The following is a 23,234-nucleotide window of genomic DNA, read 5'->3' as shown; positions in this document are numbered from 1 at the left end:
AGGTAGTAAACGGTTGGCAGGCGATCAGAGGATCGTCCCGTGTTTCTTGTCGGGCAGGTCCTTGTCGATGTCCTCGTAGAACGCAAAGCGGTTCGTGAGTTCCTCCCGCAGACTGCTCGGCGGGACGATCTCATCGATGACGACTTCGCTCGCCATCCGGTGGATGTCGATGTCCTCGCGGTACTCCTCGCGGAGTTCCTGTTCTTTGCGCTCGCGCTCGTCTGGGTCGTCGATCTCCGAGAGCTTGCGCGCGTAGACGGCGTTGATCGCCGCTTCGGGGCCCATAATGGCGATCTCGCCCGAGGGCAGCCCGATGACGCTCTCGGGGTCGTATGCAGGGCCGGACATCGCGTAGATGCCCGCACCGTAGGCCTTCCGGACGACGACCGACTGTTTGGGCACCGTCGCCGAGGACGTGGCGTAGATCATCTTCTTGCCCTGTTCTAAGATGCCGTCTTTCTCGACCTGCGAACCGGCCATGAAGCCCGGCGTGTCACAGAGGTACAGCAAGGGGACGTCGTAGGCGTCACAGGTCCAGATGAACTGGGCTGCCTTCTCGGCGGCGTCCGGGAAGATCGCGCCCGCGCGGTGGGCGGGCTGGTTGGCGACGATCCCGACCGGTCGGCCGTCGATCCTCGCGAAGGCGGTGATGATCTCCTTTCCGAACTCCGGCCGGAGTTCGAGCGTCGAGCCGGCGTCGACGATCCGATCGATGACGTCGAACATGTCGTAGCCCTTGTTTGGTTCCTGAGGTACGACGGCATCGATACCTTCGGGTGAGGCGGCCGGTGCCTGACCGTCCGTCTGGGGTGGTTTCTCGTCCGCGTTGTTCGGTAGGTAGCTCATCAGTTGAGCGACCAATTCTCGAGCGTGTTCCTCATCGTCGGCGACGAGGTCCGCACTCCCCGAGTATTGGGCGTGGACGTCCGGGCCACCGAGTTCCTGCAGGTCGATCTGTTCGCCGGTGACCATCTCGACCATGCGCGGACTGGCGATAGCCATCGCCGACATATCCCGGACCATGACGGTGAAGTCGGCGAACACGGGCGTGTAGGCCGCGCCGGCGATACAGGGCCCATAGAGGACACAGATCTGTGGCACGCGACCCGAGAGCATCGAGTGGTTGTAGTAGTACTTCCCGATACCCTCGCGGTTCGCGAAGAAGCCGGTCTGCTGGTCGATCCGGCCACCCGACGAATCCATCAGGTACAACACCGGCTTGCCCGTCTTCAGGGCGCGCTGTTGCATCCGGAGGAACTTCTCGACGCCCTTCGCGGCCATGCTGCCACGTTTGACCGTGTAGTCGTTGGCCATGAAGTGGACATCCCGGCCCTCGAACTCGGCCGCGCCCGTGATGAGGCCGTCGGCCGGCAGCTGATCGTCGGCGTCGAACTCCGCGAACCGGCCGTCCTCGAAGAGGAAGTCGTCGCCGAACCAGAGGTCGATCCGGTCGCGGACGAACAGTTTGCCCTCCTCGGGCAGTTGCTCCTTGTACTTCTCCGGGCCGCCCTCAAGGATCTCCTCGATCTCCTCGAGCAGCACTTCTTCGCGGTCGGTCGGTCCAAGGTCCCCATCGGGCTGGGCCTCGGCTTCGCCCGCCGCCGTCGCACCGGCGTCGCTGTCGCCGTCGTAGGACGCGCTGCTGATCTCGTCGCCGCCATCGGTGACGACGGTCACGTCCTCCCGGTACTGCGACGCCATGGCTTCGGCGATCGCCTGTGCCTCCGTTTCGGTCGTGTCGTCTGAAATCTTGATTCGCATCGGTGATCACTCCAGTCGGACGAGGGTATCGCCCATGTCGACGGAGTCGCCCGCCGCGATCGGGACCGATTCGACTGTCCCGCCACTGGCGGCGACCACGTCGTTTTCCATCTTCATCGCCTCGAGCACGCAGACGACGTCGCCCGCGGCGACCTCGTCGCCTTCCTCGACGGCGACCGAGAGGATGGTTCCCTGCATCTCCGCGGTGATGGCGTCGGCAGTGGCGACCTCGGCCGTGGATCCGCCGCCAGATCCGGCGGACCCACTGGATCCGCCGCTGTTATCGGCTGACTCGGCCGTCATCCGCACGCTCGCGTCTTCGATGACGACGTCAAACCGCTTGCCGTCGACCTCGACGGCGACCTCCGCGGTTGTCGATTCCGTACCGTCGCCGCCGGCCGCCTCCGCGGGCCCCCAGCGGTCGACAGCGTCTTCGAGCGCGTCGTCCTCGAGTTCTCGATCGAGGTACTTGGTGGTGTGATCGCCGGCGACGAAGGCGTCGTCGTCGAGCATCAGCCGGTGGAACGGGATCGTCGTGTGGACGCCCTCGACGTCGAAGTGCTCGAGCGCGCGCTTCGAACGCTCGAGACAGTGGGCACGATCCTCGCCGCTGACGATCAGTTTCCCGATCATCGAGTCGTAGTCGCCGCCGATCTCGTCGCCCTGTGCGACCGCGTGATCGAGGCGGATCCCGATACTCGTCGGTGGTCGGTAGGTCGTCAGTTGTCCGGGCGTGGGCGTGAAGTCAGTGGCCGGATTCTCGGCGTTGATACGGTACTCGATCGCGTGGCCGTCGATTTCGACGTCGTCCTGGGAAAATGCGAGGTCCTCGCCGGCGGCCACCCGCAGCTGCCACCGGACGATGTCGATGCCGGTCACTTCCTCGCTGACGGTGTGTTCGACCTGGATGCGGGTGTTCACCTCCATGAAGTAGAACTCACCGTCTTCGACGAGGAACTCCACCGTGCCGGCGTTCGTGTACCCGGCCTCGCGGACGCCCTGCCGGGCTGCCTCGCCGATCTCGTCGCGCAGGTTGGCGTCGAGCGCCGGGCTTGGGGCCTCCTCGATGACCTTCTGGTGGCGACGCTGCAGCGAGCAGTCGCGCTCGCCGAGGTGGCGGACGTTGCCGTGCTGGTCCGCGAGTACCTGCACCTCGATGTGTTTGGGTGCCTCGAGGTACTTCTCGACGTAGACCGAGTCGTTACCGAAATAGGCCTCGCCCTCACGTTTGGCGCTCTCGAGGGCGTCGTCGACCTCGGCCTCGCTGCGGACGATCTTCATGCCGCGGCCGCCACCGCCGCCTTCGGCCTTGATGGCGATGGGGTAGCCGAACTCCTCGCCGAGGGCTCGCACCTCGTCGGCGTCGTCGACCGGTTCGGTCGTCCCTGGGACGACCGGAACGCCGGCGTCCTGCATGACGGTTCGGGCCTTCGTCTTCTCGCCGAGGGTCTCCATGGCGTCGCTCGGCGGGCCGACCCACGTGACGCCGGGTGTCTCCTCGACGCGGCGGGCGAACGTGGCGTTTTCGGCGAGGAAGCCGTAGCCGGGGTGGATCGCGTCCGCGCCGGCCCGTTCGGCGACGTCGATGATCGTCTCCTGATCGAGGTACGACTCGCTGGCCGGTGCGGGGCCGACGTTGTACGCCTCGTCGGCGTAGTCGACGTGGCCGCCGTTGCGGTCGGCGTCGCTGTAGACGGCGACCGTCTCACAGCCGAGTTCCTCGCAGGCTGCCATCACGCGCACCGCGATTTCGCCGCGGTTCGCGACGAGAACTTTTTCGAACATGGTCAGTAGGATTTGGGGAAGCCGATCTGTTGGCCGATGTGGTTGTACGCCATCTGCTGGGAGACCGGGGCCAGCCGCGTGAGGTTGATCTCACGCCACCAGCGCTCGACGTCGTACTCCGTGGCGTAGCCCCAGCCGCCGAAGGCCTGCATCGACTGTTTGACCGCTTCGATGCCGGCCTCGACGGCCGTCGCCTTCGCGACGTTGGTCTCGTAGCCACACTCCTTGCCATGATCGTAGAGCCAGGCGGCTTTCTCGCGCATCAGCGCGGCCGTCTCCATCCGCGCGTAGGCCTTCGTGATCGGGAACGAGACGGCCTGGTGGCTCCCGATCGGCGAATCGAACACTTCGCGGTCGTTGGCGTACTCGATCGCCGTATTCGCGGCGAGCTTGCCGATTCCCGTCCCGGCCGCGGCGAAGCCGATGCGCTCGGGGTTGAGCATGTCGACCAGCGCCCACCAGCCCTCGTCTTCCTCGCCGAGCAGATCCTCCTCAGGGACGCGGACGTCCTCGAGGAACACCTCACACGACTTCGAGTAGTTGATGCCATGTTTGGAGATCGGCGAGACGTCGATCCCGGGGGTATCCATGTCGACGATGAACAGGCTAATGCCGTCGGTGCCGCGATCGACCTCCTCGAGCGGCGTCGTCCGGGTGACGATGATCATGTTGTCCGCCCGGTCGGAGAACGTGATCCAGGCCTTCTGCCCGTTGAGGACGTACTCGTCGCCGTCTTTCTCGGCGCGTGTGGCGACGTTCAGCGTGTTCGTCCCTGCTTCGGGTTCGGTAATGCCGATCGAGAAGTTCCGCTCGCCGGTGGCGATGTCAGTGAGGTACTTCTCTTTCTGGGCCTCCGTGCCGTTCTCGCGGATGCCGACGGCGGCCATGCCTGCGGTGAGAACCAGATACCAGGTACCGGCCATGCCACAGCCTTCGGCACAGAGCGTCTCCATGGCCAGCCCCATATCCTGCATTCCCATACTGGCACCGCCGTATTCCTCGGGAACCAGCAGGCCGTGGAAGCCAGCCTCCCCGAGCTCGTCCCAGAACCCCTGGGCAAACTCTTCGGTTTCTTCTTTCTCGCGCCAGTACTCCGGCCCGTATTCTGCTGCGACCGCTTCTGCGGTCGATCGGATCATCGAACGTTCTTGCGTAGACTCGAAATTCATGGTATAGTATATCGTATGTGGAGTCGTCTCTAATAATTCGTCCTTCGAGGCGGATGCTTACGTCGCCGCCTCGGCTTCGTCTTCCGCCTCGTCTTGCAGTTCGGTCCGGCGGATCTTTCCGGTGACTGTCTTCGGCAGTTCGTCGCGGAACTCGAGTTCGCGCGGGTATTCGTGGGCCGATAGCTCCTCTTTGACGTGAGTTTTGATGTTCTCCTTGAGGTCCTCGGAGGGCGTCGCGCTCTCGCTTGGCACGATGTAGGCTTTCACGATGTTGCCTCGCTCCGAGTGCGGTTTGGGGACGACGGCGGCCTCGGCGACGGCCTCGTGTTCGCCCAGCGAACTCTCGACCTCGAACGGGCCGATCCGGTAGCCCGACGAGAGGATGACGTCGTCGGCCCGCCCTTCGAACCAGAAGTAGCCGTCCTCGTCCTTGTGTGCGAGGTCACCCGAGAGGTACCACTCGCCGTCGGGACCGTCGACGAAACACGAGGCGGTCTTTTCCGGTTTGTTCCAGTACTCGGCGAAGAAGCAGGGGTAGTCCCCGCGCTCGGCGATCTCGCCGGTCTCGCCGGGCTCGAGTACTTCGCCCGTTTCGGGGTCGACGATGTCGGCCTCGATGCCCGGCAGCGGTTTGCCCATCGAACCGGGCCGGAGCTCCATCGTCGGGTAGTTGTTGATGATCATGTTGCCCGTCTCCGTCTGGCCGTACGTGTCGAGGATGGTGACGCCGAGTTCGTCCTCGCCCCACTCGACGACACCTGCCGACAGCGGCTCGCCGATCGAGAGCGCGTGACGCAGGTCGAGGTCGACGTCCGCCAGGACCTCCTCGTTCTCCCGGAGCATCCGGTAGGCCGTCGGGACCGAGAACAGCACGGTGATCGGGTATTCGTCGAGCAGATCGGCCCACTCCTCCGGGTCGAATTCGCCCTCGTAGGTGAACAGCGAGGTCCCCCAGAACCAGGCCCCGAGGGTATTGATCGCGCCAGTCAGCCAGCCCAGGTCGCCCGTGCTCCAGTAGAGGTCGCCGGGCTGGAGGTCGACGGCGTACTTCTGGGTCGCCGCGACGCCGGCGACCCAGCGCTGTTTGTGGAGGACGCCTTTCGCCAGCCCGGTCGTCCCCGAGGTGTAGTAGAGCAAGGCGTTGTCTTCGCCGCCGGTCTCAGCAGCGTCGTAGTCGGTGCTCGCGCCGTCGAGGGCCGTATTGAACACCACGTCGTCGGCGGGTGCGCCGTCGCCACGGTCGACGGTGATGACGTGTTCGACTGTCGGCGCGTCCTCCAGTGCCTTCGCAACCGTCTCACGGTTGTCGCTCGTCGTCACGAGGACTTTCGCGTCGCAGTCGTCGAGACGGTAAGAGATGCCGTCCGGCCCGAAGCGTTCGTTGACGCTTCCCCAGACAGCACCCCGTTTGAGCGTGCCGACCAGCGCCACGTAGTGTTCCGGAATCCGTGGCATATACGAGAACACGCGGTCGCCCTGCTCGACGCCCAACTGCTCAAGGACGTTCGCGAACTGGCTCGAGCGGTCGGCCAACTCCCAGAACGTTAGCTTCGTGAGCTCGCCATCGGTGTCGACCTGATAGAGTGCGACCGACTCACGCTCGGTAGCATGCCGATCGGCGACCTCGTGTCCGATGTTCAGTTCCGCCGGTGCGTCCCAATCCGCCTCCGCGTAGATATCGTCCCACGAGAACTGCTCCCGTTCAGTCTCGTAGTCCGAGAGATTGTGGCTGGACACCATACACCAACCCGGATATCGTTCCCCTATATAATGCCACTGGTAAATTCTGCGAAGAAAATAGACGAATATTGAATATGTTATTAGAATACGCTCGTTCTATTCCGCCCCCGTGATGCGTAAACGGTAGTGTTTACGTATCATACTATTTAATATGTGTTTGATATGGGTACTGTGGCTGGTACTATCATTCACCGCTCGCCGTGATCGTCTCCATCACTGTTGTCATCGTGGCGTGTCCACCACGCCGTTCGTGCGACCTCACGAACGGCCGGCGGAAACGACGTTTCGAACGTGACCCGCGGCGCGATATAGGAGTCCTCCCAGCGCGGGTCCCAGGCCGCATTGACGTACAACCGGGAGCCGGTCTCGCCGTCCTGTCGGTACCGGGGGCGCTGTGCCGCCGGCGCGGACGCGTCGCTGAAGATCCAGTCCCGCGAGGGGTGTGCTTTCACCCAGATGTCACCGAGGACGCGGCCGAGATCCGTCGGTGCGACGTCTTCGTCGACGATAATGACGGTATCGAACAAGGATGAGAACGTAAAGAGAATGTTCGCGAGTTGCCACTCGAAACCCGCATAGAGGACATCGGTGGCGACGACACAGATACCGAGTTCAGCCTCTGCAGGTAGCAGGACCCACTCCACGGGCGAGATCCCCCAGTAGTTGTTGACGCGGTGGGACAGCGTCGCCGCCGTCGTCACACCCGTCAGCTGGAGATCGTCCGCCAGAGGCTGCCCGGCGGGCGAAAACGGCACGACCGGCTCGTCGGTCGCGAGCACCCGCTCGACGGACAGCGCCAGCGGCGTGCTCTCGAGGCAGTGTTCCCACGCTTCGCGCCGGTCCGACTGGAAGTCGGGGTTGCGGTCGGCAACCGTCGTCTCGATGACGACCTCGGTTGCGCTCGGTACGAGGCCACCGTTCGTGGGAACGAGCGGGACGTCGTCGGCGACGCCACAGGCCTGGATCGGCACTGCGAGATTGTCGGTCACGGCGAGCAGGTAGGCGGCCGTGATGGCGGCGGGCGGCACACCGAGGGCGATCGAAATCGTCTCGTCGCCGTCTCCAAGCCCGGCCAGGGCTGCGGGCGTCCGGACTCTGAGCGTCTCCTCGCCAACGACCGATCCGTGGATCGGTGCCCAGTGTGTGCCATCGGCCGTCGCTATCGATGCGACACCCAGCGTCAGCACAGGCCAGACGTCGTCAGCGCCCTGTGGCAACGCCAGCGCCTGCACGCCGTCGAGGGTCCGCGACGCGGCCTGTCGGTCGTACGTTGGACCGTCAGTCTCGCCGGCCGGCCCGAGGCCCGTGATCGTCTCGAGTATGGAGACGAACGAGCCGTCAGGATCCAGACCGAGCCCGAGCGCCAGTCGCGACCACGGCTGTGCGTCTCGCCGCTGCATCCCATCAGGGCCGCTGAACGCGCCGCTCGCGAGATCGACGCCGTCGGCCCGATCGTATCGGATCGCCGGCCCGCTCGCGCGGAGCGCTTCGGCCGCGACGACATCGGGCGGAAGGTCGGCGAGTTCGTCGTCCGCGAGGATCAGCAGGTCGTCGTCGCCGTCGAGGCCACGCAGGTACTGCGCGAACGGGATCATAGTCAGTCGCCACCCCCGTACTGGCGCTGCTCGAGGAGATCGAACGGCTCCGGCGAGACGCCCGCGTCGACGAGAAGTTGCTGTGCGCGTGCGCGTAGCGACTCCGTTTCCGTTTCGGCGTCGTCGTCCGCCGGTCGGTCGCTGGTCGCATCGATGTAGGCTTTCGCGGTCTTGGCTTTCGAGGTGCCGACGTCGGCGCTGCCTTTCTCGTCGGGGGTCTGATAGATGTTGAGCGGGACTTTCGGCATCCGCTCGACGCCGAACTGGTGGAAGTCCGTGTCCGGGTCGGCGTTGAGCGCGATCGCCGACAGGACAGCCCGTGGGTCGTGTGCGTCGACCGTCGCATCCACGAACACGAAGAAATCGATGTGCAGCATGCCCCAGGTGGTAAACACGAAGTTCGCCAGCTCGTGGAGGACGCCGGGATACGACCGTTCCGTCGCGATCACCCAGACGGTTCGGGAGGTAAAGCGCCACGGCACAGCGGCGTCGACGTCGAAGCCGGCCGCCTGCAGACCAAGCGTCGCATCGGGGCCGGCAGCGGCCGTCTGGAGCGTGCTGCTCGAGTTCTGGCCGTAGCCGACGCCGGTCCCTTCGACGCAAAACGGGACCTGCGGTTCGGTCCGGTGGGTAATCGCGTCGACGGCGAACACGGGCATCGACCGTCGCGGACCGTTCATGTAACCGAAATAGTCGCCGAAGGGGCCCTCATCGAGGCGTTCGTTCGGGAGCACGTGTCCTTCGATGACAAGTTCCGCCGTCGCCGGGACGTACAGGTCGTTCGTCTCGCAGGCAACGAGGTCGACCGATCGGTCTTTCAGGCCACCAGCGAAGGCCGCCTCGCTTCGACCCGTCGGAATCCACATCTCCGTGCTGCACTGGACGGCCGGTTCCGCACCGACGACGGCCGCCACCGGCATCGGCTCGTCTCGCGGTTCGTACTCGTAATAATAGCGGTTCGGAACCTGTTCACCCGCCAGAAACAGCAGGCTGGCGAGTGCATCGTCGTGGAGCATCATCCGGTGGCTCGACCAGCGGCCCCACTCCGTCTCCGGGTCCGGCGCGACGATGGTGTGCAGGTTCGAGTACCGGCCGCCGTCGCTTCGATGCACGTAGGGCCAGGGAAACGAGAGGAGGTCGACCTCGCCGCCGGTGTGGACGACGTCCTTGCAGGGAGCACGTTCGGGGTCGACGAGCCGTGGCTCGCGGGGCGAGCGAAGGCGGTCGACGACCGCGTCGTAGTAGGCGGCCCCGGACAGACCGGCCGACAGCCCGAACGCCTGCGCGAGGTGATCCCACGGCCGACTCCGTGGCCCGCGGTACGGATCACCGACGAGCGCTGCGTCGCCGTCGGTTGCCCCGACCGACTCGAACAGGGGGACCTCGCCGTCGGTCCGGTTGGCGAGCATCGTGATCGCGCTCGCCTCGAGGTCCCACGACACCGGCTCGTCGAACGTGACGAGCGCGTCGTTGTCGGCTAACAGCCGGAGATAGTCGCGAAACGAATCGGCTGCCATGACTACTCCTGGTCCATCAGCGCACGCCGGAGCGGGTCGGCCTCGAACTCGGTGCGGACGGCGTCGTACGCCTCCAGCAGCGCGGGGTTGTGCTCCGCAAGCTGCTCGAAGGCGAGTTCGCGGAGCGCCTCGGCGGTCGATTCGTACTGACCGGACTCGACGAGGTAGGTGAGTACCACCCTGAGGTCGTCGGAGCGGGTGTTGACGATGTTCGAGGTCGTTTCCTGCTCGCGTGCGAGTCGCCGCAGGAGATCCTCGTTGATCCCTGCCGCGTCGATCTCGTCTATGAGTTCGACGTACCACTCTTTGCTGACAGTCTCGTGTGGGCCGGTCACGACCGTCAGCCGCTGTGGATCGGTTAGCTCGTCGGGCTCGCGAGCGATCCGGACGCGTGCCTCGAAGATTCGCTTGGTCTCGGCGTCGGTGATCTGCAGCGTCGTCTCCGTACACTCCTCGTCGGGCAGATGCTCCTCTGCGGTGATATAGTGGTCCAACGTGGCCTCCTCGCTCCGGTCATGTGTCCCGTGTCTCATACTCTCATGCACCACTGGATCACCGTTACTCGTCACCTCCCTAAAGAGACGTGGTTCCGCGCCTCGGATTCACAATCCGTCGGCCGCTCCAATACGAAAGCGCGTACGAAAACCTGAAACAGTCAGCAGTTACTGCTACGGACTCCTGTCAGTCAGTTCCGGTGCAACCGCGACCGTCCTGCGGTTGCACCGGTACATCGGTACAGCAGACCGTATGACGCACCCGCAACCGGCTTTCGGTTGTGCCGGGGAATCGAGGCCGGAGACCGGCTCAGTCGCCTTCGGCCGACGAGTGCTCGTTGGCCTGCTGGCGCAGGTCGGGCGCGATCCCGGGGACGTCCTGTGGCCCGACTGCACCCTCACCCTCGAGTTCCGCGAGCGATTTCGGGAACTCGCGCAGGCTCATATGGATCGCGATGCCGGCCTGTGCCCCCTGGCCCATCGCGACGGGGACCTGGTTGTGGCCCGGCGTCAGATCGCCGACGGCGTACAGGCCGTCGATCGACGTCCGGCCGTGGTCGTCGACGGCGACCGTGCCGTCGTCGTTCAATTCCGCGCCGAGCGACGTTGCCAGTTCGTTGTTGTACTCGGAGCCGTACATCGCGAAGCCGCCTTTGTACTCGCGGACGGAGCCATCGTCGAACTCGATGGCCTCGAGCCAGCCGTCGTCACCGTTCTGAATGCCGGTGACCTCCGCCTCGACGATGTCGACTGGGTGGCCCTCGAGCTGGGCCGCCGTGTCGTCGCTCCAGGTAGGCTCGTCGCCGCGCAACAGGACGTCGACATCGTCGGTGTAGTTGAGCATGATCATCGCGACGATGGCGGCGCTGTCGTCGTGGCCCATCACGTACACCGGTTCGTCGACGAACATGTACGCATCGCAGTGCAGACAGTAGTGGAGGCCACGGCCGGTCCGGGGCAGCGGTGGGTCGGGCCGACCGTCGGCAAAGCCGGTCGCGAGTACGACAGCTTCGGCGGTGACGGTTTCGTCAGCCGTCTCGAGTTCGAACGCGCCGTCGTCGCGGCGGTCGATGCCGGTCACGAACTCCGTGCGGTAGTCGGCGCCGTAGGATTTGATCTGCTCGATGGCGGTCTGGAGGAATTCGTTGCCCGATACCGATTCGGGAACGCCGATGACGTTGTGGGTCTCTTGCATCATCGCGGCACGACCGCCACCGCGATCGAAGACGGCGGTTTCGTGCCCGAGTCGCGTCGTATACAGTGCGCTCGTCAGACCGGCCGGGCCGCCGCCGACGACGGCGACCTCGTAGTCGTGGGACGTGGATGGATCAGTAGACATCAGATTACCTCCTGTCACCCCGTTACCAGTGGGTGACTATAAACACAAGCCAACGCGTCCGTCACCGGGTTACCAGTTGGTAACCGTGAGGACGGTGGAAAGGACAGTTCAGACAAGTGAATATCGACGGTGAATTGGTCGGTAAGTAGATCTGCTTACTGACCGCTGGGTGGTGATTGGAAAGTAAGGAGATGGTCAGTTGCTATCGGTTGTCTCAAGCGATGAATTGCAGTGCTTACATCGATCTCGGTCTAGTTCGTTCGGTGCACCGCATTTAGAACAATTCGTCCGAGCCGGTGGTTCGTCAGGATCGTTCCACGACAAAATCGCCATTATGATCAGGATGAGAAATACGAACAAGAACAAACCCAGTGGGCCGAATGAGAGGAGAAAGATAGCAACGAAGAAAATAGGGAAGCCAACGAGTACGTACACCAAAATAGTCGAGAGCCGATCCATAGTTTATCTTCTAAACTGTAGGAGCAAAAACCTTTATGATTAACAGATTACGGGTGACTGCTTACTTATTCACCTGTACTTATCGAGCCAAGACGCCTCCACAGTAGGTATGGAGTGGTTCTATGATACCACCACACAACTACGTCGTCGGTGGCGACGAACAGTTCTGATACGCACCTACATGCACGAGGCGCACGATCGATCGGCCATGGCCGAGTCGACACAGCAACTCGAGGTGTGGTGTGTGGGCGAAGACTGGTGGCCGACCACGGCGACCCTGATCGGCAAGAAGTGACGCCCCGTCGTCATCCACCGACTGTGTACTGTCGGCTTGCTTGGCTTCAACGCACTCGAAGCCGAGGGTAAACAACAGTACCACCACCGCGGGGACGACCCTCCGGCCGGACGGGCGATCGGTCGGTGTTCGATCTTACTCGAGCGTCGCGACCAGCAGGAACGTCTCCGGGCGGACGGCTTCGTGCTCGATGGTAAAGCCGTGCTCGCGAAGCGCGGTTGCAGCGTCATCGGCGGTGTAGCGTTCGTCGACCGGCGGGCCGTGCTCGCCGGAGCCGGTCCCCGCCCAGTCGAGGATGACGAGTCGGCCACCGGGCGTGAGGACGCGGCGGATCTCGTCGAGAGAGTCGTCACTTGCGAACTCGTGGTAGGTCATCGTCGAGAACGCGGCGTCGACGGCGTCGGCCTCGAAGGGCAGATCGCCCACACCGGTCGTGACGAGGTCGACGTTTTCGGGGGTGCCTTTGTCCCGATAGTAGTCGTGCATCTCTTCCTGGAGGTCGACCGCGTACACGTCGCCCGCGTGTGGAGCGACGACGTCGGTGTAGAACCCGGTGCCGCTGCCGAGGTCGACGACGGTGTCGGTCGAAGAGGGCTCGAGCGCCCACAGCAGTTCTTCGGCCGAAAGGAACCGATACCGTCGGTCGGCCTGCTCTAGCTTGTCAGCCCGTGATGAGTCGAACGTGTGATGTCCCATTCGTGTGAGATAGTGGGGCGTCCAAGAAAAATTCTTTCGACACTGGTGCTTGCTCGCTTCGAAGGGAGAGCACGCGGCGACGGCAGAATTGAAAGCCAACAGGCGATGTTTTACTGATAGTCTCGCGCAGTTGGGGGATCACTGGCACCCGAGTCTCGTGCCGACGAGATGCACATAGTATTGTGCATTTTATGAACAACTTTATTGGTGATTGGGTCCTACTAGTGATAACGATGACCGATTCGGTGAGCGAATATCTGGACCAGGAGCTACAGTGTATCGACCTCCTCGAGTGTGTCCACGGGCTCAAAGAGCTCGATCGAACCGTGTTCAGGCTGCTGGTAACTGCGGACGAACCGCTGACGGTCGACGACGTCGCCGACGGCATCGGTCGTGATCGGTCGACTGCCTATCGGTCGATCTCTCGGCTGCTCGAGACCGGGTTCGTCACCCAAGAACAGCGGAACTACGAGAGCGGCGGCTACTATTACGTCTATCGGGTGCGCGAGCCGGACGCCCTCGCAGCCGACATGCAACGACTTCTCAACGACTGGTACGCTCGCATCGGTATGCTGATTCAGGAGTTCGAGGATACCTACGAGGCCGCCCGTGACGGACGCTCGCCGGCCCAACACGACGAGTAGGTCGCTCCCGATATCGGTCGTCACCCGAATCGACGGTGTCTCCACTCGTCGCTTATCGCTCCTCCGTGCGCTGTATTGTGTCCACCACACAAAACAACTAAGGCGATGTATCCCGTATCGGCGGCTATGACCGACGATCAAACGCTCGAGGAGATTCGGCAACGGAAACTCGAGGAGCTTCGCGACCGCGCGGCGGGCGAAGCACCCACAGATTCGGCACAGGAGAGTCCGACGGAGCCGATTTCGATTCACGGCTCGGCAGAACTCGACGACACTGTCACGACACACGATGTCGTCCTCGTCGACTTCTACGCCGACTGGTGTGGCCCGTGTCAGATGCTCGAGCCAGTCGTCGAGACGATCGCCGCCGAGACCGACGCGGCCGTCGCGAAGGTCGACATCGACGCCAACCAGCAACTCGCTGCGGAGTACGGCGTCCGTGGTGTCCCGACGCTCGTGCTGTTTTCGGACGGCCAGCCCGCCGAACAGCTCGTCGGCATGCAACAGGAAGGACAGCTTCGCAGCCTCGTCGGGAAGTATACCTGATCGAATCGCTGCCCCACGCGACCCAGCGAGAGCGACGGGACGCCGATCGAACGTAGCTGTCTCTTTCTGTGCCGATGGAGTCGTGCAGTTGCCGCGCCAGCAAACCGCCACAACACCTTTTTTCCGCCCGATCGAACGCTGGGTATGGACGAGGAGTCTGCCTCTCGAGGGTCGCTGCTGGGGCTTGCGACGCTGGCGAGTTTCTGTTGTGTCGGCTCCGGAACCGTTGCCGTCGCTGGCGGGTCCGCCGTTGCTGGTGGTGCCACCGTTGTCGGGCTGAGTAGCGGACTCGTCCAGTTGCTGGCCACAGTCGTCACGCTCGGTCTCATCGGAGTGGTGTTTCGCCTGCGATCGGGCTGTCAGCGCTGCGAATCGTAGCCGATAGGCGCTATGGCACTGATTCAAAACAGCGCCGGCACCAATTCTGTTCGCTGCTCAGACGAGCCCGGCAAGGGGCTCGAACTGAACGGCTGCGACGAGAACGGCGAGAAAGAGATACGAGCCCCGGATGAGCAACATGGTCGCGAGTTCGGGGCCGGCCCGTCGTGCGATGCCCGCGACCGCTGCGAACACGAGCGCCGCGAGAAGCGCCGTGACGGGGAAGAGCCGCACGATGGCGAACCCGATGACGGCCACCAGGGCGACCGCCATCAACCCATAAGCGACGTCGTAAGCACGATCGGGGCCGACTGCGACCGCGACGGTTCGTTTCTCGATCGAGCGGTCGTACGCGTAGTCCTGTGCGTCGTCAATCACCTTGATGCCCGACAGGAGAGTGAGAAAGACGACGGCGAACGCGAGTGAGACGGCACTAATCGTCGTCGCTTGCACGTAGTAGCCGCCGAGCACCGACAGTGCAATCCCGAGCGGGTAGCCGGTCGTCGCCGTCACGGGGTTCGTATCGAGCTGTGGTGCGTGGTGGTAGGCAATTAGCCACGTCGGGACGACCAACATGGCCGCGATGGCGTCGACGAGGACCGCGAGAACGACACAACACAGCCCGACCGTCGCCGTCGACAGCCCGAGTGCGAGCCGACAGCCCCGTTCGGTCAGCGGATGGTCGTCGTCCTCGTCCCGGACGTAGAAATCGACGTAGCCATCCTTGACGTGGGCCGTATAGACTGCTGCGAACATCGCGACGAGATGAATCGCCGCGAGCAGCGGATCGACAGTGCCGGCGAGGATCGCACCGAACAGCGACGCCGCCAGCGGCGGCGTCATAAAGACGGGATGGACCTGCGACCAGAGTGCTCGAGCCGTCGAATCCATCCCAGTTCCGTCCCTCGCGATGGCCATACCCGAGCGACAACGAACTGTCGTATAATACCCGGGTCGGGACCACACCTGCTGGAACCGATCAGTCGAAACGCATAGCTTGATGTGAACTGCCGTGACACGGAACGGCATGACGGACGGCTACACCGGCGCGGAACTCATCGCCGATGCCCTCGAGTCCTACGGCATCGATTACGTCTTCGGAAATCCCGGGACGACCGAGTTGCCGATCATGGAGGCGATCGGAAAGAGCGACCTCGAGTACCGCCTCGGACTCCACGAGGACATCGCAGTCGGGATGGCTGGCGGCTACGCTCAGCGGCGACGGTATCACGCCCATCACGACGACTCGATCACGCCGGTCGGCGTAGCGAACCTCCACATCACGCCCGGGCTGGCCCACGGGCTTGGCAACCTCTATGCGGCCAAGATCGCCGGCGCGCCACTGGTCGTGACCGCGGGCAATCACAGCACCGACTTCCGTCACGAGGAGCCGATCCTCTCGGGCCGGCTCGCCGACATGGCCCGGCAGTTCTGCAAGTGGTCCGACGAGGTCCGCGACGTGGCGGCGCTGCCGACGATGCTCCGGCGGGCGTTCCGGGTCGCGATGACGCCCCCGACCGGCCCCGTCTTCCTCGCGTTGCCGCTGGACGTGACGATGGCCGAAACCGACGCCGAGCCCGAGCGGCTTGGCCCGATTCCGAACGCCGGCGGTGGCGATCCAGCACAGCTCGAGTACGCTGCCGATCTGCTGGTCGAAGCCGACGAGCCGGTGCTGGTCGTCGGCGATGGCGTCGCCCGCTCGGGTGCCGACGCCGTCGCCGCGGCGGTCGACCTCGCGGAGGCGACGGGAGCGCGCGTCCACGGCGAGATCCTCTCGAGCGAGGCCGACTTCCCGACCGACCACGAGCAGTGGGTCTCGTATCTACCGACGAGCGAGGAACTCGCCACGATGTTGCTGGACACCGACACGATCTGCTTCGTCGGCGTCTCGACGAACACGACGCTGACCCGCCACGACGAGGCGCTGGTCGACGCCGACACCACCTGTATCCACGTCAGCGACGACGCCTGGCAGGTTGGCAAAAATCAGCCCGCCGATGCGGCCGTGGTCGGTGATCCCGGACTCGTCTTGGAGGACCTTACCGAACGCGTTCAGGGGCGACTTTCCGAGGACGTCGTTGCCGAGCGACTCGAGGCAGTCGCCGAGGCCCCGGATCTGGTCGAAGCTAAGCTTGGCGACTACGGCGAAGGAAATGGAGACGACCCACGCGCTTCGAAGGCCCAACTGGTCGACGCCATGGAACGCGTCGCGGGCGACGCTGCCATCGTCGACGAGGGCGTCACCTCGAAGTTCGTCATGCTCAACCGGTGGGACCTCGAGCCCGAACAGTACATCTCGAACAAGGGTGGCGGCCTCGGCTACGGGCTGCCGGCAGCGGTCGGCGCCGCCGTCGCGGAAGCACAGCGGGACGGCCCCCGCGACGTGGTCGGCTTTATCGGCGACGGCTCCTACCAGTACTATCCCCACTCGATCTACAGCGCCGCTCGCTACGATCTCGATCTGACGGTCGTCATTTCGGACAACCGTAACTACCGCATCCTCAAGGACAACACGCTCGGCCTCATGGGTGGCACCGAGGACGACTACGACTTCGTCGGCATGGACTTCGAGCCGGGAGTCGATCTCGTCAAAAACGCCGAGAGCCACGGCGCACGCGCCGAACAGATCGAGACACCCGACGGGATAGAAGGGGCACTCGAGGACGCGCTGGCCCGCGACGGGCCGGACGTGCTCGACGTGCTGGTCCACGACTGAGCTACGAGCGCCAGTACGCCGGCGTCAGGATGACCAGCACGGAGAGGATTTCGAGGCGGCCGATCCACATCAGGAAGACCATGTAGAGCTTCGCGGCGTTGGAGAAGGGGTCGTAGCTGTTCATCGGCCCGACGACGCCGACGCCCGGACCGACGTTCCCCAGCGTCGCGATCACGGCACTCGTCGCCTCGAGTGCTGACAGCGAGAGCCCGGGCGTGCGATAGGAATCGAGGAACAACAGGACGCTCGAGACGACGAACAGCGTCAGGAACAGTGCGATGAAGACGAAGATGCTGTGGATCGTCTCCTCGTCGATGACGTCGCCGACGCCGCCCATCCGAACTGGACGAACTGCCCTCGGGTGGACGAGCTTGAAGAGTTCGCGTCGCATGGACTTCCCGACGACGTACCAGCGAACGATCTTGATCGAGCCGGCCGCCGAGCCCGCAGAGCCGCCCAGAAACATCGCGAAGAGGAGGATCACCTGTGTCGACTCGCTCCACGTGTTGAAGTCCATGCTGGCGTAGCCGGTCGTCGTCACGATCGCGAGCGTCTGGAAGAGGCCGTGGCGCAGCGATCGCTCGAGGCTGCCCGGAATCGTCGCGACTCCCTCGGGAACGGTCGTGAGGCCGACGCCGAGAAAGAGCAGCGCGGAGAGGAGGCCGCCGACGATCCCCATCGACAGCAGGTAGGATCGGAACTCGGCGTTGCCGGTCAGCCGCTCGAGGCGGCCACGCCAGGCGTACCAGTAGAGCGCGAAGTTCGTCCCGGCGACGACCATGAAGACCATGATCGCCCACTGGACGATCGGTTCGAACGCCTCGGCGCTGCGCCCCTCCGGCGAGAAGCCGCCGGTCGGCAGCGACGTGAGTGCGTGTGCGACGGCGTTGTAGAAGGTCATGTTCGGGGCCACTCCTGCGAGGTGAAGTCCGTAGTAGACGAGCACGGCGGCGAGCGTAAACCAGGCGTAGATCAGCCACAGCGCCCGCGCGGTCTCTCTGATCCGCGGTGTTAGTTTCTCGACTTCGATGCCCGGCGCTTCCTCGCGGATGATCTGGGTCCCACCGACGGAGAGCTCCGAGAGGATCGCGATCATGAGGACGAGAATACCCATCCCGCCGAGCCACTGGGTGAGCTGTCGCCACATCATGATCGACCGCGAATGAGTCTCGACGGAGATACTTCCCATGACCGTCGCGCCCGTCGTCGTAAACCCGCTCATGCTCTCGAACAGCGCGTTGACGGGATCTGCGATCGTCCCCGTCCCGGCGACGAGATACGGAATCGTTCCCACCAGCGGGACGACGAACCACGTCAGCGCGACCAGCAGAAAGGCCTCGCGATGCTCGAGCGTGGGGTCGGGCTCGAGGCGCTCGAGGACCGTCCCGACGGAAACAGCGACGACCAGCGCGACGAGGAAGGGCAGTGGGGATTCTCGGTAGTACAGTGCGACGACGGTCGGAAACAGGAGCGTCAGTGAGAGGTACTTCAGCACCGTTCCGACGAGACTACAACTGGATCGGACGTCGACGTGAAGCCTCCGAGTCATATTTGAGATGTCGAGTATCGTACCACCGGTCACTCACCGGCAACAGGCTGCAGTATCTGCGACAGACTCACCGTCTTGCAATAAATACTCCGTCTCGGTTCCCTATCCGACGGACCCGACGGCAGTGGGACCGCCCCTCAATATACGGACTACTGTACGTCAGTGGCGGGGCACCCACGATTGTTCTGTGGGTGCACCGGTCACACGGTCCAGCAGACCGTATAACTCACGAGATGAACTGCCGGTAGTGGTCGCCCATCGCCGCTCGAGCCGTCTGCGAGAACGTGGGGACGTAGTCCATGTTGATGTACGACCACGACTCGCCGACGGGGGCGACGGCCTCGCTCACTGCTCCCTGCTCCGTGGCGAACCTGTGTTCCCGCGGCGTATTTCGACTCTCCCGTGCCGAGTACCCGGTCGCCATCACGGTAATCCCGTGGTTGACGAACCAGCCGCTGGCCGCAGGATGATCCTGTGCGCCACAGCTGTGGGCGCGCAGTCCCGGCGATGGGTCCCGAATGGTCGCGTCCGCCGGGTAGTGTGGGAACTCCGCCCAGCCGAGTACCGCATGGCCGCACTCGTGGGCCGTGAAGTTCCGAATCAGCGGCCGGGGCATCCCGACACCCGCGCCAAACAGCCCGCCGAGTGCAGTGTTGACGTAGCCATACGCACCCGGCGCTCCGCTCTCACGACCGTCGTCGCCAGCGTACGACCGCATCGCCCCTGCACTGGCCCTCCCGTCGTCGATGACGAACAGCGTCACCGTCTCGGGCGTCCGATCGGCCCCGAGCGCATCGTCGACTTCGATCGCATCGAGCGTCGCCTCGTACGACGGCTCGATGTCGAAGTCGGCGACCGTCATCACGTCGAGGTCCACCGTGGCCGATCCCGGCGTCGCGTCCGTCCACGTCTGGGTGAACAGCCGTACGCCTTCGAACACGAACCGGATCGCGCTGTTGGTGGGCTCGATGGACGCGTGGCGGACGACTTCGACCGTGAGGGGATCGCCGTCGCTGGCCGAGACGGGGCCGGACGCGCCGACAGTCCCGGCGACAGCGGCAGACGCACACGCGAGAAATCGACGCCGTTCCATTGCACTCGTGATCTCACGAAGACATGATAAGCGTTCCGACGGTCCTCCTGACGAACCAGCGCGGATCGCTTTGCGCTCCAGTGACGGAACGGCTCCATGTGGGAGACGATGGAAACGCGACCGTTTTATGTGAGTTCGTGCCGCGGTGTGCGGTGATGAGACTGCGAGTTGCGACTCGAGGACTGACATGGAGGGGCGTGCCGTGACTGTCGATCTGGATCTACTGGTGCAACTCGGCGACTACGACCGGCCACAGGGAGTCGCTGAGCGGGCCGTCCAGGCCGAAGAACTGGGATTTGACCGGATCACCGTCGGCGAGACGACTGGCTGGAACATCGTCCCGCCGCTGACGCTTGCCGCCGCCCGCACCGAGGAACTTGGCATCTCGAACGACGTCATCTCGCCGTACGGGCGGACGCCCGCGATGCTCGCCCAGACGGCACTGACGATGCAAGACGCCGCTGACGGGCGGTTCCGGTTCGGGATCGGCCCGAGTTCACCGGCGATCACTGAGCGCTGGCACGGCGAGGAGTTCGACCGGCCGCTGCGCCGGACCCGCGAAGTGATCGAGATCATGCGCGGAGTCTACGAGGACGGCACCCCCGCCTACGAGGGCGAGATCTTCGAGATTCCCGGGCTGAACTACGAGCGCGGCCCTCACGAGAACCCGCCACCGATCGACCTCGGAACCCTTGGGCCGAAGGCCACCGAAATGGCCGGCCGCTTCGGCGACGGCTGGGCTCCACAGCTGTTCACGAAAGACGGCCTTCGAGACCGACTCGAGGACTTGGAACGCGGTGCCGACCTCGCGGACAAGGAGCTCTCGGATCTGCGTGTGGCCCCGATCGTTCGCGGGGTGGCGTCCGAGGATCGTGAGAAAGCGCGCGAAAAGGCCCGCAGCACGATCGCGTTCATGCTCGGGGCGTACGGTCCCTACTACGGGAATTCGGTCGCAGAGCAGGGCTACCCGGATGTCGTCGAGGAGATCCGGGCCGCGTGGGACGAGCGAGATACCGACGCGATGGCCGCAGCCTTACCCGACGAGGTTCTCGACGAACTGGCCCCCGCAGGCACTCCCGAAGAGGTACGCGAATGGGTCGAAGCCTACGGCGAGATCGACGGCGTCGACGCCGTCCGCGTCGGGTTCGTCGACGGACTGTCCGAGGAGGACAAGCGGACGACGATGGAAGCCGTCGCCGACCTCGCGTAGCTGCACAGCCATCGTTCCACGACAGGGACTCCCGACAGAGCGATTACTCGAGCACGTCTACGGGTCGTCGCTATCGGAAGCCGGTCGCAGACGAGCGATAGCCGAAGTGCTTTGACAGACAGTATAAGTACTGCCCGATACCTACGGATGGTATGATTCCACTCCTCCGTTCCCCCGAGACCCTCTCTGCGTTCGGCGAATCGGCGTCCGACGGCGTCGATACGGCGATGAAGCTGTTGGCCCATCGCCACCGTCGCTCGGTATTGCAGTATCTCGAGGACGGAGACGGCTCGGCCACGCTGACGGAACTCGCCGTCGAAGTCGCCGCCCGGGAAGCGGCAACGGAACCGAACGTGATCTCGGATCACGGCGACGTCTCTCCGCGAGAGAGACGGACCGCTCGCATCTCCTTGCACCACACCCACATTCCGAAGTTGGCCGCCGCGGACGTAATCGACTACGACTCCAAAACCGAGACGGTCACGCTCCGCGAGCGCGGCCGAATGCTGCTCGAGCGGGACGACGCCGTCCGCGGACTGGGTAACGTCGAGTAGCAGGTCGCTGGCTACGGCTCGACGACGAGTTTCCCCAGGAAACTCTCGTCCATGACGGCGCGTTGTGCGTCAGCGGCCTCCTCGAGGTCGTAGGTTCGTGCCACGTCGATCGACAGTGCACCCGTGTTCATCAGGTGGGCAACGCCCCGCAGCGGGACGCGCAGGTCGGGCGTGTTAAACATACTCATGAATTGATACGTAACGTCCTTCGAGCGAGCGGCACCGTCGTTCGTAAAGCCCGGATCGGGACTGTTTTCGCCGATGCCGACGACGCGGGCACCCGTCGCGGCCACGTCCGCGTCGAACTGCAGGTAGTCGTCGAGCCGGTGGTCGAGCACGGCGTCGACGCCGCCGTCGGAGGCCTCGAGGACCGCGTTCGCGAGGTCGTCATGGCCATAATCCAGGACCGTTTCGGCGCCGTAGTCGGCGAGCGCGTCGTGGTACTCCTCGGCGGCCGTCGTGATCACCCGCGCGCTCACGGCGGCTCCGATCTGGACGGCCGCGTGGCCGACGCCGCCCGAGCCGCCGTGGACCAGGCAGTACTCGGCGGGCTCGAGGCCGGCGTGGTCGATCAGCGCGCGCCAGGCGGTGACGGCGACGACGCCCGCCCCGCCGGCTTCGGTCAGATCCGCACCGTCGGGGAGGTGGACGACGCGGTCGGTCGGGATCGTCGCGTACTCGGCGTAAGAGCCCTGAAAGCCGCCGTTTCCGATGCCGGTGCCGTAGACGCGGTCGCCCGCTTCGAAGCCGTCGACGGCGTCTCCGACCGCGGCGACGACGCCCGAGACGTCGACGCCGGGCGTGAAGGGGACGCCGACCGGCTCGTACGAGCCGTCCCGGAAGTAGGTGTCGACGGGGTTGACACCCGCAGCGGCGACCTCGACCAAGAGTTCGTTCGCGGCCGGCTCGGGCCGGTCGATCTCGTCTACCTGCAGTACGTCCGCGTCACCGTGTTCGTGAAGGCGTACAGCGCGCATGTCGTTCGGGACGACGTAACGAGAGCGTATAATGGTACACGTCAGCAGCCAGCGACGGCGACGCCCGCCGGCTCCCGTGATCGCGCCCTCCCCGTGGCTTGTTGCACCAGCAAGTCCACCACTTGTCTGCGTGCCCGGCGTCGTCGTGGTATGAGCGAATCCGACAGCCAGCCGCTCGAGGGAACGACCGTCGGAATCTTCCTCGCCCCGGCAGGTAGCGAAGAGATCGAGTTCACCGACCCGAAGGCGGCCGTCGCCGACGCCGGCGCGACCGTCGACGTCCTCGGCAGTGAGACGGGCGAGGCACAGACGGTGAACAACGACCTCGAGTGGAGCGACAGCTACGACGTCGAGAAAGCGTTCACCGAGGTCGCCGCGAACGACTACGGCGCATTGATCGTCCCGGGCGGGGCCGTTGGCGCGGACACGCTTCGCACCGACGAAAACGGCGTGGAACTCCTCCGGCAACACCTCGAGGACGGCAAGCCCGCGGGCGTGATCTGTCACGGACCGTGGGCACTGATCGAAGCGGGCGTCGTCGACGGCCGGACGCTGACTTCCTATCACAGCCTCCAGACGGACGTGCGCAACGCGGGCGGCGAGTGGGTCGACGAGGAAGTCGTCGTCGACGACGGTCTAGTGACGAGCCGGAATCCGGACGATCTCGAGGCTTTTTGCGAGACGATCGTCGACGAGTTCGCGGCCGCGTCGGAGTAA

The 23,234-nt window shown here is 64.4% G+C and carries 20 protein-coding genes; 7 read left to right on the top strand and 13 right to left on the bottom strand.

Features of this window, described 5'->3' with window-relative positions; translation table 11 throughout:
* Positions 1-24: 24 nt before the first annotated feature.
* The 9 genes from E2L06_RS07880 to E2L06_RS07840 all read right to left on the bottom strand — a co-directional run bounded on the left by E2L06_RS07880 (position 25) and on the right by E2L06_RS07840 (position 12,850).
* The gene (locus E2L06_RS07880) at positions 25-1,761 is read right to left on the bottom strand and encodes an acyl-CoA carboxylase subunit beta (RefSeq protein WP_138780259.1); all 1,737 of its coding nucleotides are present in this window, start codon (positions 1,759-1,761) and stop codon (positions 25-27) included.
* 6 nt (positions 1,762-1,767) lie between these two features.
* The gene (locus tag E2L06_RS07875; RefSeq protein WP_138780257.1) at positions 1,768-3,546 is read right to left on the bottom strand and encodes an acetyl-CoA carboxylase biotin carboxylase subunit; all 1,779 of its coding nucleotides are present in this window, start codon (positions 3,544-3,546) and stop codon (positions 1,768-1,770) included.
* 2 nt (positions 3,547-3,548) lie between these two features.
* The gene (locus tag E2L06_RS07870) at positions 3,549-4,715 is read right to left on the bottom strand and encodes an acyl-CoA dehydrogenase family protein (protein WP_138780255.1); all 1,167 of its coding nucleotides are present in this window, start codon (positions 4,713-4,715) and stop codon (positions 3,549-3,551) included.
* A gap of 57 nt (positions 4,716-4,772) precedes the next feature.
* Positions 4,773-6,455, bottom strand: a complete 1,683-nt coding sequence (locus E2L06_RS07865; protein WP_138780253.1) for an acyl-CoA synthetase — start codon at positions 6,453-6,455, stop codon at positions 4,773-4,775.
* A gap of 188 nt (positions 6,456-6,643) precedes the next feature.
* Positions 6,644-8,050 carry a UbiD family decarboxylase domain-containing protein gene (locus E2L06_RS07860; RefSeq protein ID WP_138780251.1) on the bottom strand — a complete coding sequence of 469 codons (1,407 nt, stop codon included), beginning with the start codon at positions 8,048-8,050 and terminating at the stop codon, positions 6,644-6,646.
* A gap of 2 nt (positions 8,051-8,052) precedes the next feature.
* Positions 8,053-9,567 (bottom strand): UbiD family decarboxylase, encoded by a 1,515-nt coding sequence (locus tag E2L06_RS07855; RefSeq protein WP_138780249.1) that lies wholly within the window; start codon positions 9,565-9,567, stop codon positions 8,053-8,055.
* A gap of 2 nt (positions 9,568-9,569) precedes the next feature.
* On the bottom strand, positions 9,570-10,100 hold the full coding sequence (locus E2L06_RS07850; RefSeq protein ID WP_138780247.1) for a ubiD operon protein: 531 nt from the start codon (positions 10,098-10,100) through the stop codon (positions 9,570-9,572).
* A gap of 271 nt (positions 10,101-10,371) precedes the next feature.
* Positions 10,372-11,400 carry an NAD(P)/FAD-dependent oxidoreductase gene (locus tag E2L06_RS07845; protein WP_138780245.1) on the bottom strand — a complete coding sequence of 343 codons (1,029 nt, stop codon included), beginning with the start codon at positions 11,398-11,400 and terminating at the stop codon, positions 10,372-10,374.
* An 889-nt stretch (positions 11,401-12,289) separates the two neighbouring features.
* A complete protein-coding gene (locus tag E2L06_RS07840) occupies positions 12,290-12,850 on the bottom strand; it encodes a class I SAM-dependent methyltransferase (protein ID WP_138780243.1) in 561 nt (186 codons plus the stop codon).
* Between the two features lie 233 nt (positions 12,851-13,083).
* Here E2L06_RS07840 and E2L06_RS07835 point away from each other — a divergent pair, with 233 nt between their 5' ends.
* The 3 genes from E2L06_RS07835 to E2L06_RS07825 all read left to right on the top strand — a co-directional run bounded on the left by E2L06_RS07835 (position 13,084) and on the right by E2L06_RS07825 (position 14,418).
* Positions 13,084-13,494 (top strand): helix-turn-helix domain-containing protein, encoded by a 411-nt coding sequence (locus E2L06_RS07835; protein ID WP_138780241.1) that lies wholly within the window; start codon positions 13,084-13,086, stop codon positions 13,492-13,494.
* Between the two features lie 126 nt (positions 13,495-13,620).
* The gene (gene trxA, locus E2L06_RS07830; protein WP_138780239.1) at positions 13,621-14,040 is read left to right on the top strand and encodes a thioredoxin; all 420 of its coding nucleotides are present in this window, start codon (positions 13,621-13,623) and stop codon (positions 14,038-14,040) included.
* Positions 14,041-14,184: 144 nt separating this feature from the next.
* Positions 14,185-14,418, top strand: coding sequence for a hypothetical protein (locus E2L06_RS07825; protein WP_138780237.1), 234 nt, complete (start codon positions 14,185-14,187; stop codon positions 14,416-14,418).
* A gap of 57 nt (positions 14,419-14,475) precedes the next feature.
* Here the strand turns inward: E2L06_RS07825 and E2L06_RS07820 are convergent, their stop codons facing one another.
* Positions 14,476-15,336 carry a UbiA family prenyltransferase gene (locus tag E2L06_RS07820; protein ID WP_138780234.1) on the bottom strand — a complete coding sequence of 287 codons (861 nt, stop codon included), beginning with the start codon at positions 15,334-15,336 and terminating at the stop codon, positions 14,476-14,478.
* Positions 15,337-15,445: 109 nt separating this feature from the next.
* On the opposite strand from E2L06_RS07820, the gene E2L06_RS07815 reads away from it, so the two are divergent.
* Entirely contained in the window at positions 15,446-17,134 is a 1,689-nt protein-coding gene (locus E2L06_RS07815; protein WP_138780232.1) for a thiamine pyrophosphate-binding protein, read from the top strand.
* A gap of 1 nt (position 17,135) precedes the next feature.
* Here E2L06_RS07815 and E2L06_RS07810 read toward each other — a convergent pair whose 3' ends face one another.
* Positions 17,136-18,683, bottom strand: a complete 1,548-nt coding sequence (locus E2L06_RS07810; protein WP_138780230.1) for a TrkH family potassium uptake protein — start codon at positions 18,681-18,683, stop codon at positions 17,136-17,138.
* A gap of 226 nt (positions 18,684-18,909) precedes the next feature.
* Positions 18,910-19,776 (bottom strand): hypothetical protein, encoded by an 867-nt coding sequence (locus tag E2L06_RS07805; RefSeq protein ID WP_138780228.1) that lies wholly within the window; start codon positions 19,774-19,776, stop codon positions 18,910-18,912.
* A 187-nt stretch (positions 19,777-19,963) separates the two neighbouring features.
* Here E2L06_RS07805 and E2L06_RS07800 point away from each other — a divergent pair, with 187 nt between their 5' ends.
* Together E2L06_RS07800 and E2L06_RS07795 are read left to right on the top strand one after the other, a co-directional pair.
* Positions 19,964-20,986 carry a TIGR04024 family LLM class F420-dependent oxidoreductase gene (locus E2L06_RS07800; protein ID WP_249361383.1) on the top strand — a complete coding sequence of 341 codons (1,023 nt, stop codon included), beginning with the start codon at positions 19,964-19,966 and terminating at the stop codon, positions 20,984-20,986.
* Positions 20,987-21,138: 152 nt separating this feature from the next.
* Positions 21,139-21,540, top strand: a complete 402-nt coding sequence (locus tag E2L06_RS07795) for a hypothetical protein (RefSeq protein WP_138780226.1) — start codon at positions 21,139-21,141, stop codon at positions 21,538-21,540.
* An 11-nt stretch (positions 21,541-21,551) separates the two neighbouring features.
* On the opposite strand, the gene E2L06_RS07790 is transcribed toward E2L06_RS07795, so the two are convergent.
* Positions 21,552-22,517, bottom strand: a complete 966-nt coding sequence (locus tag E2L06_RS07790; protein ID WP_138780224.1) for an NADPH:quinone reductase — start codon at positions 22,515-22,517, stop codon at positions 21,552-21,554.
* Between the two features lie 150 nt (positions 22,518-22,667).
* Here E2L06_RS07790 and E2L06_RS07785 point away from each other — a divergent pair, with 150 nt between their 5' ends.
* Positions 22,668-23,234 carry a type 1 glutamine amidotransferase domain-containing protein gene (locus E2L06_RS07785; RefSeq protein WP_138780222.1) on the top strand — a complete coding sequence of 189 codons (567 nt, stop codon included), beginning with the start codon at positions 22,668-22,670 and terminating at the stop codon, positions 23,232-23,234.

The sequence above is a fragment of the Haloterrigena sp. H1 genome (assembly GCF_005938085.1).
In the GTDB taxonomy this organism is placed as follows: Archaea; Halobacteriota; Halobacteria; order Halobacteriales; family Natrialbaceae; genus Natrinema.
This window is presented reverse-complemented; position numbering and strand designations above follow the sequence as displayed.